Raw genomic sequence first — 12,740 nt, forward strand, 5'->3', positions numbered from 1 at the left:
TCAGGAGGCAGGATGTCGGACGAGGTGCTGGTGGAGCGCCGTGGTGCGGTCCAGGTCATCACGATCAACCGTCCCGCGAAGAAGAACGCGCTCGACGCCGGCGTGGCCGCCGGAGTCGCCGCCGCGGTGGACGAGCTGGACGAGACGGACGAGCTGCGGGTCGGTGTGCTCACGGGAGCAGGGGGCACGTTCTCGGCGGGGATGGACCTCAAGGCGTGGCTGCGCGGGGAGAGTCCCGCGATCGAGGGCCGCGGGCTGTGCGGGATCACCGTCACCCCGCCCCGCAAGCCACTGGTCGCCGCGGTCGAGGGCTGGGCACTGGCCGGCGGCTTCGAGCTGCTGCTCGCCTGCGATCTCGTCGTCGCGTCCCGCACGGCGCGGGTCGGGGTACCGGAGGTGACGCGGTCCCTGGTCGCCCGGGCGGGCGCGGCACTGCACCTGCCGCGCCGCATCCCCTACGCGATCGCGTTGGAGCTGCTGCTGACCGGCGAGCCCATCACCGCCGAACGCGCGGCCGAGGTCGGACTGGTCAACCGGCTCACCGACGAGGGCGGCGCGCTCGCCGGCGCGCTGGAACTCGCCACGACCATCGCGGCGAACGGCCCCCTCGCCGTCGCCGCGACCAAGCAGATCGCGCGGTCCGCCACCGAGTGGACGCTGGAGGAGGGCTGGATCCGGCAGGCCGAGATCGCCTCGCCGGTGTTCTCGTCCGAGGACGCGCGGGAAGGGGCCGCGGCATTCGCCGAGAAACGGCCGCCGGTCTGGAAGGGACGCTGACAGCGTCGCAGCCGAACAAGTCTCCTCAACTGAAGCTGTCAGGGAGGGTGTTGTGACCGCAGGACCGCTGTCCGGCTGCCGAGTGGTCGAGTTGGGCGGCATCGGACCGGGCCCGTTCGCGGGCATGCTGCTCGCCGATCTCGGCGCGGAGGTCGTCCGGGTGGACCGGCCCGAGCGGGCGCACGAACCCGACGCGGGCGGCCCCGCGGACGTACTCAACCGTGGGAAGCGTTCGGTCGTACTCGACCTGAAACACCCGGCCGGACCCGCCACCCTGCTCCAACTCGCCGCGCGCGCCGATGTGTTGATCGAGGGCTTCCGCCCGGGCGTCACCGAACGCCTGGGCATCGGACCGCACGAGTGCCTCGCCCGCAACCCCCGGCTGGTCTACGGCCGGATGACCGGCTGGGGCCAGACCGGACCCCTCGCCGCGGCCGCCGGACACGACCTCACCTACATCGCCCTCACCGGCGCACTCGGCGCGATCGGAGACACCGGCGGACCCCCGCAGATACCGCTCAACCTCGTCGGCGACTTCGGGGGCGGCGGCTGCTACCTCGTGATCGGTGTGCTGGCCGCCCTGCACGCCGTAGGGCGCACGGGAGTCGGCCAGGTCGTCGACGCGGCCATCGTCGACGGCACCGCGCATCTCCTCGCGAGCACCTTCGGCAAACTCGGCCGCGGGGTGTGGACCGACGAGCGGGGCGTCAACCAACTCGACGGCGGCTGGCCGTTCTACGCTGTCTACGGGACCAAGGACGGCCGGCATGTGGCGGTCGGCGCCCTGGAGGCCAAGTTCTACCGGTGCCTGATCGACCTGCTGAAGCTCGACGTCGATCCCGGCCTCCAGCACGACCGCTCGACCTGGCCGGAGCTGCGCCGCCGCCTGGCGGAACGCTTCGCGGAGCGCACCCGCGACGAATGGGCGGCCCTGTTCGAGGGCACCGACGCCTGCGTCGCACCCGTCCTCGGGCTCACCGAGGCCGCAGCACACCCCCAACTGGCCGCGCGCGAAAGCCTGTTCACGCGGGCAGGCGTCGTCCAGCCCGCCGCGGCACCCCGTTTCTCGGCGACACCGTCGAGCCCCGGCCCGGCCGCACCACCCGTGGGCGCCGACACCCGCGCGGTGTTCCGGGACTGGGAGATCGCCGGCGTCGACGAACTCGTCGACAGCGGCGCCGCCGTCCAGTTCCCCTACTGAATCTTTCTGATTCCCTCAGCGATCGAGAGGACCCTTCCATGCCCGAGGCCGTCATCGTCGACGCCGTCCGCACGCCCATCGGCAAGCGCAACGGCTCCCTCGCCGCCGTGCACGCGGCGGACCTGTCGGCACACGTGCTCACCGCGCTGGTGGAACGCACCGGCGTGGACCCCGGCACCGTGGACGACGTGATGTGGGGATGCGTGACCCAGATCGGCGACCAGTCGAGCAACATCGCCCGGTTCGCCGCCCTCGCGGCGGGCTGGCCCGAGCAGGTGCCCGGCGTGACCATCAACCGGGCCTGCGGGTCCAGCCAACAGGCCGTCGACTCCGCCGCGCACGCCGTCATGGCCGGGCAGTACGACCTCGTGGTCGCCGGCGGAGTGGAGACCATGACCAGGGTCCCGCTCGGCTCGCACCGGACCACCGGTCAGCCGTACGGACCCGCCGTTCTGGCGCGCTACGACGGGTTCCAGTTCAGCCAGGGCGTCGGTGCCGAGCTGATCTCCGAACGGTGGGGCCTCAGCCGCACCCGGCTTGACGAGTTCGCGTCCGCATCGCACGCCAAGGCCGCCGCGGCGATCGACTCGGGCATCTTCGACGACCACATCGTGCCCATCGAGGTCGACGGCACCAAGTTCACCGTCGACGAGGGCCTGCGGCGCGGCACTTCGGTCGAGACCCTCGCCAAGCTCAAGCCGTCGTTCAAGGACGACGGCGTGATCCATGCCGGGAACGCCTCCCAGATCTCCGACGGCGCCGCCGCGTTGCTCATCACAACTCCCGAACGGGCAAGGGAGTTGGGCCTCAAGCCGATCGCCCGCTACCACTCGGGCGCGGTGAGCGGCGCGGACCCGATCATGATGCTGACCGGCCCGATCCCCGCGACCGAGAAGGTGCTGCGCCGGTCCGGTCTCTCCATCGAGGACATCGGCGCCTTCGAGGTCAACGAGGCGTTCGCCCCCGTGCCGTTGGCGTGGCTGGCCGAGACCGGAGCCGACCCCGAGCGGCTCAACCCGCTGGGCGGGGCGATCGCGGTCGGCCATCCGCTCGGCGGCTCCGGGGCCATCCTGATGACCCGACTGCTCGCCCGGATGCGCCAACGGAACCTGCGCTACGGCCTTCAGACGATGTGCGAGGGCGGCGGCACCGCCAACGCCACGATCATCGAACTGCTTCCGTGACGAGCGTCGGCCGGAGGGATCACCAGGCCACCGGCAACTCGTAGATGCCGTAGGCCTGGGAGTCCTCCTTGAACTTCAACTCCGAGACGTCCACGGCGAGTCGGAGCGTCGGGATCCGGCGGAACAACGTGCTGAAGACGACGTGGAGTTCGATACGGGCCAGCTGCTGTCCCACGCACTGGTGCGGGCCCCAGCCGAAGGCGTGGTGGTGGGACGCGGTGCGGGTGAGGTCGAGCTTCTCGGGGTCGGGGAACGCCTGCGGGTCCCAGTTGGCGGCGGGCAGTGACGCGATGACGCCTTCGCCCGCGCGGATGGTCTCGCCGTCGATCTCGATGTCGTCCAGCACGGCCCGGCGTGCCAGCAGGTGCGGGATGGTGAGGTAGCGCAGCAGTTCCTCTACCGTGCTCGTCACGTACTTCGGATCGTCCGAGTGCTCGCGCAGGCCCGCGAGTTGGTCCGGGTTCTCCAGGAGCAGCGCGGTGCCCAGCGTGATCATGTTGGCGCTGGTGTCGTGCCCGGCGACCAGCAGGATGTGCCCCAGCGGCGCGGCCTCCTCCATGGACAGCTCGCCCGCCTTGATGCGTGCGCCGAGGTCGGAGAGGACGTCCTCGCCGGGGTTGTCCATCTTGGCCTCGATGAGCCCGGCGATGTAGCGGCGCACGGCCGCCGTGCTCTCCGCCGCCCGCTCCGGCGTCTTGAAGCGCGCGTTGGTCACACCCGCGTGCTCCTGGAAGTAGTCGTGGTCCTCGTACGGCACGCCGAGAAGCGCGCAGATCATCAGCGACGGCAGCGGGAGCGACAGCGCCTCGTTCAGCTCGGTCGGGTTCGGACCCGCCAGCATCTTGTCGATGAGACCGTCGGTGATCCGCTGGATCTCCGGGCGGATCTTCTCCATCCGGTGCCGGGTGAACGAACTCGTGAGCATCCGGCGCCAGCGCGTGTGCTCGGCACCGTCGGTGTTGTTGATCGACGGCTGGATATGCGCCGCGTGCGCCTTCATCGCCTCGGTCGTGTGCGGATATCCGGGCGCGCCGATATTCGCGCTGAGTCGAGGATCGGTCAGCAACTGTCGCTGGGCCGCGTGCGTCGTGACGACCCACGGGGTCGTACCGTCCCACGTCTTCGCCCGGACCAGGGCCTTGCCCGTGTCGTGCAGCTTGAGCAGACCCGGCGGCGGCGCGAACGGGCACTCGCCCGATCGGGGCGACGGGTACTCCGGCAGTTCCTCGGAGACGTCGGTTCCGGCCACGCTCTCGGTCATGGTTCTGTCGTCCTCTCGTCGGCCCACACCTGTCGGAACCATACGTCGACCGATCGGTACAATCAATCTGTCGGAGGCCTTCAGAAAACCTTCCGATGGCCGGTACGGAAATGTGAGGGGCATGTATTGACCGGATGGTCTATTTGGAGATGTGGGCTGGTCAGCGCGGCTCTCGTGGCATCCCGAGCCCCCGCTCGGCGACCTGCGTGCGCAGTACCTCGTTCGCCCCGCCGGCGATCGTGTACGCCCGCGAGTACAGATGCGCGTCCTGCCACCAGCCGTCCGCCACGGCGTCCTCGTCGCCCTCGACGAGCAGCCCGTCCGTGCCCTGCAGGCTCAGGCCGAAGTCGACCAGGTCGTGGTTGAGCTCGCTGAAGAAGATCTTGCCGAGGAGGGCGTCGGCGGGCTGTTCCGTGCCGTGCAGCATCCGTGACTGGGCGAGGCCGATCACCGCGGCGTTCACCTGCACCCGCGTGGCCAGTTCGCCGATCGCCTGCCGGGTCGCGGAGTCGTCGAGCGCGGGCCCGCCGTCCACCGTCGTGCGAGCGGCGAGGCGCATCAAGTCGTCGAGCACGGCGACCAGTTCGACTCCGCGTGCGGCCACGCCGGAACGCTCGTGGCCGAGGCTGCTCATGGCCACCCGCCAGCCGTCGTGCACGCGGCCGATCACGTTCGCGGCCGGGATGCGGACCCCGTCCAGGAAGACCTCGTTGAAGTCGGTCGTCCCGGTGATCTCCCGCAACGGCCGGATGTCGACGCCCGGGCTGCGCAGGTCGAGGGCGAACGCCGTGATGCCCTTGTGCTTCGGAGCCTCGCGATCGGTGCGCGCGAGCAGGTAACCCATGTCGGCGTACTGGCCGTTGGTCGTCCACACCTTCTGGCCGTCCACGACGAACACCGCGTCGTCGCCCTCGCCCTCCAGGACCGCTCGCGTCCGGAGCGCCGCCAGGTCGCTGCCCGCCTCGGGCTCGCTGAACAGCTGGCACCACACGTCCTGGCAGGAGCGGATACGAGGCAGGAAACGCGCCCGCTGGTCGTCGGTGCCGAACTCCAGCAGCGCGGCCGAGGCCAGCGAGGCGGCGCCGATCGGCTGCCAGGTGCGGGCCCGGGCGATCTCCTCGGCCACGACCGACGGCTCCAGGGGGTGCGCGTCGGGCCGGCCGCCGTACTCGGCCGGCCAGCCGATCCCGAGGAAGCCCGCCTCGAACAGCTTGGCGGTCCACTCCCGGATCGCCGGCATCAGTTCCGGCTCCGGTGCGCGCACCCCGGCGCGGGTCTTGGTGCCCGGAGCGTGCTCCGCGACGAAGGCGCGCACCTTCCTCCGGAACGCTTCGAGCTCGGGCGTGGACTCCAGGCGCATCGCTGTCGGCTCCCTGTTCTCATGCCGTGCCGCGAAATGAGGTTACTCTAACCGTGTCGTTCACCCGGTTGCTAGGGGCGTACGGTCGAAAAAGTGGCCTCATCTTGGTTCCAGCTGTCCGAACCGCGCGTCTCCGGTCCAGGTGACGAATAGACTGGGGATCCGCAATATCCGCCCCAGAGGAGTTGGCCATGGCGACTGCCGTCGACCGCGAGCCCGCCGACGGCGAGACCGGTGTCCCGGTCGGCAAGCTGGCCGCACAGACCGCCCGCCGTATCGAGGCGACCGTGATCCGCCAGGGCTGGCCGGTGGGCGAGTCCTTGGGGTCCGAGGTGGATCTGCGGGAGCGGCTCGGGGTGAGCCGGGCGGTGCTGCGCGAGGCGGTACGGCTCGTCGAGCACCACCAGGTGGCCCGGATGCGGCGCGGCCCGAACGGTGGCCTGATCGTCTGCGCACCGGACGCCGGACCGGCCACCCGCGCCATGGTGATCTACCTCGAATACGTCGGCACTAGCGTCACGGACCTCCTCCAGGCCCGCCTCCTGCTGGAGCCGATCGCCGCCGGACTGGCCGCCGACCGCATCACCGAAGAGGGAATCGACACCCTCCGGACCACACTCGACGCCGAACTCGACCACTGGGACGAACCCGGCGTCCACTCCCAGGACCCGCTGCACCCCGTGCTCGGCCGGCTGTCCGGGAACCCGGTGCTGCACCTGTTCGTCGACGTGCTCACCCGGCTCACCGCCCGTTACGCGCACACCTCCCGCCGTATCTCCAAGTCCGAGATGCACGCGGCGAAGGACACCTCGCACCGCGCGCACAAAGCCGTCGTCGATGCGGTGATCGCCGACGACGGGGCCCGCGCCCAGACCGAGTTGACCGCGCATCTGGAGTCGGTGGCCGGCTGGATCGAGAAGCACCGGGTGCGACGCGGGCAGCGGATCGCGGGCAACGTGGTCGAGCCCGAACTGGTCGAGGGCCCGCGGGCCAAGCTCGCCGAAGTGGTCGCGGCCAGGATCCACGACGACATCGCCGCGCGCGGCTGGCAGACCGGCATGGTGCTCGGCTCGGAGGCCGATCTGCTCGCCCGCTACTCGATCAGCCGGGCCGTACTACGGGAAGCCGTACGGCTGTTGGAGTACCACTCGGTCGCCCGGATGCGCCGCGGTCCCGGCGGCGGGCTGATCGTCACCGAACCCGAGCCGCAGGCCAGCATCGACACCATGGCGCTGTTCCTGGAGTACCAGGGCGTCACGGCCGACGACCTGCGGATCGTCCGCAACGCCATCGAACTCGGCATCGTCGCCCGGGTCACCGCCAGAGTCGCGGAGGGCGACAAAGAGGTGACCGAACGGCTGGGCAAGGCAGTGCGCTGGAGCACGGAGGGCCCCGCCGACGACCCGCGCAAGGCCGACCTCTTCCACACCGAACTGGCCGCGCTCTCCGACAACCCGGTGCTCGCGCTGTTCCTGTCGATCATCACCGAGCTGTTCCGCCGCCACGCCTCCGGCCACGACCGGCCGCTGCCCGGCGACACGGCGGCGGGCGAAGTGCAGCACGTCCACCAGCGGATCCTCGACGCCATCGTCGAGGGCGACGCCGGGGTGGCCCGGCACCGGATGCGCCGTCACCTGGACGCGCTCATCCCCTGGTGGCACTGATTCCCTGACACTTCTCCGCTGAGCGACCGCCGACGCCCCATGCCGCCTCCGGGCTCATGGGGCGTTCTGCTGCGCCAGGTTGCACCAGGCTGTGTCGGGCGAGGCTAATTAGGTATACTGAATAGGTCGAGCCGAAGGAGATCCGATGCGCCGGACCCTGTTCGAAGAGACCCACGAGGACTTCCGTCTGCTGGTCCGTGACTTCCTCGCCCGCGAGGTGGTCCCGTCGTACGAGGACTGGCGGCGAGCCGGACTCGTCCCCCGTGACCTGTTCACCGCACTGGGCAAGCTCGGCATCATCGGCACGGCCATCCCGGAGGAGTACGGCGGGGGCGGCCAGGACGACTACCGCTACAACGCGGTGATCCAGGAGGAGTGCGCCCGCGCCTGCGTCACCCTCGGCGGCCTGCGCACCCATCTCGACATCGTCGTCCCGTACTTCACGGGCCTGGCCGATGCCGAGCAACGGGCGCGCTGGCTCCCGGGGTTGGCCTCCGGCGAGCTGTACACCGCGATCGCGATGAGCGAGCCCGCCACCGGCTCCGACCTCGCCGGCGTCACCACCCGGGCGGTCCGTGACGGCGACCACTTCCTGCTCAACGGCGCCAAGACCTTCATCACCGGCGGCCACCACGCCGACCTGGTGATCGTGGTCGCCCGCACCGCGGTCGACCCCGGCAACCGGCGCGCCGGTCTCTCCCTCCTCGTAGTGGAGAAGGGGATGCCCGGCTTCACCGTCGGGCGGAAGCTGGAGAAGATCGGCCTGGCCGTCCAGGACACCGTGGAACTCGCCTTCGACGACGTCCGCGTGCCCGCCGCCAACCTCCTCGGCGAGGAGGGCGCCGCCTTCACCCTCCTGGGCCGCAACCTCGCCCAGGAACGCCTGGCCATCGCGGTCGGCGCGGTCGCCCAGGCCCGTACCGCGATCGACCTGACCGTCGCCTACGTCCGTGACCGGAACGTGTTCGGTAAACCGCTGGCCCAGTTCCAGAACACGAAGTTCGAACTCGCCGCCCTGGACGCCGAGTTGACAGCTGCGCAAGCCTTGCTCGACGCGGCGGTCACCGCGCTCGTCGCGGGCGAACTGGACCCCGTGGACGCGGCACGGACCAAGCTGTTCTGCACCGAGACACAGGGGCGCGTCGTCGACCGCTGTCTCCAACTGCACGGCGGCTACGGCTACATCCTCGAATCCCCGATCGCCCGCCTGTACGCCGACGCCCGCGCGACCCGCATCTACGGCGGCACCAGCGAGGTCATGAAACTCATCATCAGCAAGTCCCTGGGCCTTTGAGACCTGGCAGAACTCGCCTTCAAAACCCCGTAGTCCACGAGGAGTTGGGTGTGAACATCGACGGTTCAGCGGCACTCGTCACCGGCGGCGCCTCCGGGCTCGGCCTGGCCACCGCGCGGCGCATCATCGAACGCGGGGGACGTGTCGTCCTCGCCGACATCTCCGAGGAACAGGGCGTCAAAGCGGTCGCCGACCTCGGCGAGGCCGCACGCTTCGTGCGCACCGACGTCACCGACGCGACCGAGGTCACCGCCGCCCTCGACGCCGCCGAGCAACTCGGCACCCTGCGTGCCGTCGTGCACTGCGCCGGACGCGGCGGAGACCGCACCAGGATCATCGACCGCGACCGCAAGCCCGGCGAACTCGACACCTTCGCCGAGGTCATCCGCGTCAACCTGATCGGCACCTACAACGTGCTGCGCCTCGCCGCCGCCCGCCTCGCCGGCAACGAGGTCGTCGACGGCGACCGCGGAGCCGTAGTGCTCACCGCGTCGGTCGCCGCGTTCGACGGCCAGATCGGGCAGACCTCCTACACCGCCGCCAAGGCAGGAGTCCACGGCATCACCCTCGTCGCCGCCCGCGACCTGGCCAGCTGGCAGATCCGGGTGAACACCATCGCCCCCGGCATCATGGACACCCCGATGCTCGGCCGCCTCCGCGCCGACATCCGCGACGGCCTCGCCGCCTCCGTACCGCACCCCAAACGACTCGGCGACCCGGACGACTTCGCCCGCCTCGCCGTGGAGATGCTGGAGAACCCCTACCTCAACGGCCAGACCGTCCGCCTCGACGGCGCCATCCGCATGGCCCCGCGATGACGGTGGACGAATCCGACGAGACCGACGAGCGGTTCCGCGCCCGTCTGCGTGCCTTCCTGACGGAGCAGCACCCCGGCCGCCGCCCCAAGGACCCCGCCGAGCGGGTCGCCTGGCAGAAGAAATGGCTGGCCGCGCTGTACGACGCCGGTTACGCCGGCCCGAGTTGGCCGCGCGCGTACGGCGGCATGGACCTGTCCTTCGCCCGCCAGGTCATCTACCAGGAGGAGTACGCGCGCGCTCGCGTCCCCGGCCCCCTGGGCACCGGACTGGGCATCGCCGCCCCCACCCTCATCAAGTACGGCACGCCCGAGCAGAAGGAGCGCCACCTGCGCCCCATGCTGCGCGGCGACATGGTGTGGGCCCAGGGCTACTCCGAACCGGAGGCGGGATCGGACCTCCCCGCGCTGCGCACGACGGCACGGCGCGAAGGCGCGGAGTACGTCGTCAACGGGCAGAAGGTGTGGAACAGTTCGGCCGACATCGCCGACATCGTCTTCACCCTCGTCCGCACCGGACCGCCCGACTCCCGCCAGGACGGCATCAGTTACCTGCTGATCGACGCCCACGCCCCCGGGGTGACCGTACGGCCGCTGCGTGACCTGACCGGCGACGCGCACTTCTGCGAGATCTTCTTCGACGACGTCCGCGTACCGGTCGCCCACCGCATCGGCGAGGAGAACGGCGGCTGGCCGCTGGTCCGGACGAGCTTGGGGCACGAGCGGGCGGCCGGGGCGATGAACCAAGCCGCCCTGTACCGGCGGGTGTTGGACGAGTTGATCGAACTCGCCCACGAGCGCGGCGCGACGGCCGACCCGATCGTCCGCGACCGGCTCGCGGACTTCGAGATCCGGGTGCGTGTCATGCGGCTCACCGGCATGCGGACCATCGCCGACATCATGGCCAAGGGCGAACCAGGGCCCGCCTCTTCGACGTCACGCCTGTTCATCGTGACCTTCGAGCAGGAGCTGCACGAGTTCGCGGTCGACCTCCTGGGACCGTACGGAATCCTCGGCCGACGTGACCCGCACGCCGTCCAACGCGGGCGCTGGGTATGGGGGTTCCTGCGCACCCGGGCCTCGTCGATCGGCGCGGGCACCGCCGAGATCCAGCGCAACACGATCGCCGAGCAGGTGCTGGGCCTGCCCCGTGACCCGGCGATGCCGACGACCATGGAAAGGGCGCGATGAGAGCCGCACGCTGCACGGAGTACGGGCCGCCCGGCGGCCTCTCGGTCGTCGAACTCGACGACCTCCGGCCCGGCCCGGGCGAGGTACTGGTCCGGGTGCACGCGGCCGCGGTGAACTTCCCGGACGTGCTGATCGTGGCGGACCGCTACCAGGTGCCCGCGCCACTGCCCTTCACGCCGGGCAGTGAATTCGCCGGTGTGGTCGCCGAGTTGGGGCCTGGCGTGTCGGGCCCGCCGGTCGGCTCACCCGTCGCCGGGGCGGTGCTCACAGGCGCCTTCGCCGAACAGGTCGTGGTGCCCGTCGCGGGTCTGCGCCAGGTTCCCGAGGGCCTCGACATGGTGCACGCGGCCGCGTTCCACGTCACGTACGCCACCGCCTACCACTCCCTCGTCACCGTCGGACAGGGCAGCGCGGGGGAGTGGGTGGCGGTGCTCGGTGCGGCGGGCGGGGTCGGTTCGGCCGCGGTCGACATCGCGACGCGGCTCGGTCTGCGGGTGGTCGCCGCCGCGTCGAGCCAGGAGCGGCTGACGGTCGCCCGCAAGCTCGGGGCCGAGGCCGGCGTCGACTACGTCCACGAGGATCTCAAGCTCCGCACAAGGGAGTTGACCGGCGGCGAGGGCGTCCACCTCGTGATCGACCCGGTCGGCGGCGACCACGCGGAGGCCGCCCTGCGCGCGCTGCGGCGGGGCGGCCGGTTCGTCACGGTCGGGTACGCCGACGGGAAGATCCCGCGCATCCCGCTGAACCTGGTGCTGCTCAAGGACCTGGTCGTCCGGGGCTTCGAGATCCGTACGGTCCGCCAGTACGCCCCGGACGCGGTGGCCGCCGCCGACCGTGCCCTCGCCGGGATGGTCCGGGACGGGATGCGCCCGCTCGTCTCCCGCGTCCATCCGCTCGCCGAGGTTGCTACCGCCCTGACCGACGTCGCCGAGCGCAGGACCACCGGCAAGGTGGTCCTGGATCTCACCTCGTAGTAAAAGCAGTCAGAACGTGGGGAGTTGAGGGCGCTTGCGGACGTAGCCGCCGGCGTCCACCCGCATCTGCATGCCGGTGACATAGCGGGACTCGTCGGAGACCAGGAAGAGCACGGTGTCGGCGACGTCCTCCGGCTCGACATAGGGAATGTCCATGCCGGTCGTCGCGGGGAACGACACCAGGGCGTCCTCGCGGGTCGGGTTGTCGAGGTCGGGCCGGAACGAGCGGTACATGATGTCGCTGTTGAGCATGTCCGTGTTGACGTTGGTGGGGTGCACCGCGTTGACCCGGATCTTCCGGGACAGCAGCACCGTCGCCAAGTCGTGGACGAACGCGGCCACTTGGCGCTTCGCGAACGAGTAGCCCAGGCCGCCGGGGCCGTTGGACGGACTGTCGACGGTCGCCGGGGTCAGGGCCGCGATCGATCCGGTCGCCACGATCGAGGCGCCGTCCGGCAGATGCGGCAGGGCGGCTTCTACGGTATGCACGACACCGTTGAAGTCGACGGTCACGGCGTCGATGAAGGCCTGGACGCCCTGCTGGGGACCGAGCGGGGCGATACCGGCCTGCGCGACCACGGCGTCGAGCCGCCCCAACTCGGCCACCCCGTCGGCCACGGCCGCCTTCAGCGCCGCCGGATCGCGCACGTCCGCCTTACGCGCCACGATGCGCCGGCCGAGCTTCTCGACCTGGCGCACGGTTTCGTCCAGGTCGTCCCCAGTGGCCAGCGGATACGCGTTGGTGGCGATGTCCTCGCACAGGTCGACGGCGATGATGTCGGCGCCTTCCGCGGCGAGCCGGAGCGCGTGGGCGCGGCCCTGTCCGCGTGCGGCCCCGGTGATGAAGACGACCTTGTCCTGTACTCGGCCCATCGTGGGTCTCCTTCCGCCGGAGATAAAAGAGTAGCCTGAATGCTGACCGATGGGACTGTTCGTGATCCATGATCGGCGCCGATTCCGCTCACTGTCGGCCGGTTTCCATTCAGTGGGATCCGAACAGGGCACACAATTCGGCCGGTG

Annotated in this window: 11 protein-coding genes; 8 read left to right on the forward strand and 3 right to left on the reverse strand. The window is 70.6% G+C overall.

Annotation, left to right across the window (positions count from 1 at the left end):
• Positions 1-12: 12 nt before the first annotated feature.
• The 3 genes from OG496_RS51250 to OG496_RS51260 are packed head-to-tail and all read left to right on the forward strand — an operon-like array spanning position 13 to position 3,162.
• The gene (locus OG496_RS51250) at positions 13-777 is read left to right on the forward strand and encodes a crotonase/enoyl-CoA hydratase family protein (protein ID WP_405975891.1); all 765 of its coding nucleotides are present in this window, start codon (positions 13-15) and stop codon (positions 775-777) included.
• Positions 778-829: 52 nt separating this feature from the next.
• The gene (locus OG496_RS51255) at positions 830-1,978 is read left to right on the forward strand and encodes a CaiB/BaiF CoA transferase family protein (protein ID WP_405975892.1); all 1,149 of its coding nucleotides are present in this window, start codon (positions 830-832) and stop codon (positions 1,976-1,978) included.
• 38 nt (positions 1,979-2,016) lie between these two features.
• Positions 2,017-3,162 carry an acetyl-CoA C-acyltransferase gene (locus OG496_RS51260; protein WP_366496454.1) on the forward strand — a complete coding sequence of 382 codons (1,146 nt, stop codon included), beginning with the start codon at positions 2,017-2,019 and terminating at the stop codon, positions 3,160-3,162.
• Between the two features lie 19 nt (positions 3,163-3,181).
• Here the strand turns inward: OG496_RS51260 and OG496_RS51265 are convergent, their stop codons facing one another.
• Both OG496_RS51265 and OG496_RS51270 read right to left on the reverse strand, forming a co-directional pair.
• The gene (locus OG496_RS51265; RefSeq protein ID WP_405975893.1) at positions 3,182-4,423 is read right to left on the reverse strand and encodes a cytochrome P450; all 1,242 of its coding nucleotides are present in this window, start codon (positions 4,421-4,423) and stop codon (positions 3,182-3,184) included.
• Positions 4,424-4,583: 160 nt separating this feature from the next.
• Positions 4,584-5,783 carry an acyl-CoA dehydrogenase family protein gene (locus OG496_RS51270; RefSeq protein WP_405975894.1) on the reverse strand — a complete coding sequence of 400 codons (1,200 nt, stop codon included), beginning with the start codon at positions 5,781-5,783 and terminating at the stop codon, positions 4,584-4,586.
• A 191-nt stretch (positions 5,784-5,974) separates the two neighbouring features.
• On the opposite strand from OG496_RS51270, the gene OG496_RS51275 reads away from it, so the two are divergent.
• The 5 genes from OG496_RS51275 to OG496_RS51295 all read left to right on the forward strand — a co-directional run bounded on the left by OG496_RS51275 (position 5,975) and on the right by OG496_RS51295 (position 11,720).
• The gene (locus tag OG496_RS51275; RefSeq protein WP_405975895.1) at positions 5,975-7,447 is read left to right on the forward strand and encodes a FadR/GntR family transcriptional regulator; all 1,473 of its coding nucleotides are present in this window, start codon (positions 5,975-5,977) and stop codon (positions 7,445-7,447) included.
• A gap of 145 nt (positions 7,448-7,592) precedes the next feature.
• Entirely contained in the window at positions 7,593-8,741 is a 1,149-nt protein-coding gene (locus OG496_RS51280; RefSeq protein ID WP_405975896.1) for an acyl-CoA dehydrogenase family protein, read from the forward strand.
• A 50-nt stretch (positions 8,742-8,791) separates the two neighbouring features.
• Positions 8,792-9,559 carry an SDR family NAD(P)-dependent oxidoreductase gene (locus tag OG496_RS51285; RefSeq protein ID WP_405975897.1) on the forward strand — a complete coding sequence of 256 codons (768 nt, stop codon included), beginning with the start codon at positions 8,792-8,794 and terminating at the stop codon, positions 9,557-9,559.
• Positions 9,556-10,746, forward strand: a complete 1,191-nt coding sequence (locus OG496_RS51290) for an acyl-CoA dehydrogenase family protein (RefSeq protein WP_405975898.1) — start codon at positions 9,556-9,558, stop codon at positions 10,744-10,746. Before OG496_RS51285 ends, OG496_RS51290 begins: the two co-directional genes overlap by 4 nt.
• Positions 10,743-11,720, forward strand: a complete 978-nt coding sequence (locus OG496_RS51295) for an NADPH:quinone oxidoreductase family protein (RefSeq protein WP_405975899.1) — start codon at positions 10,743-10,745, stop codon at positions 11,718-11,720. Before OG496_RS51290 ends, OG496_RS51295 begins: the two co-directional genes overlap by 4 nt.
• Positions 11,721-11,729: 9 nt before the next feature.
• Here OG496_RS51295 and OG496_RS51300 read toward each other — a convergent pair whose 3' ends face one another.
• Positions 11,730-12,593, reverse strand: a complete 864-nt coding sequence (locus OG496_RS51300; protein WP_405975900.1) for a mycofactocin-coupled SDR family oxidoreductase — start codon at positions 12,591-12,593, stop codon at positions 11,730-11,732.
• Positions 12,594-12,740 lie beyond the last annotated feature (147 nt).

Source organism: Streptomyces sp. NBC_00988 (genome assembly GCF_045162645.1).
Lineage (GTDB): Bacteria > Actinomycetota > Actinomycetes > Streptomycetales > Streptomycetaceae > Streptomyces.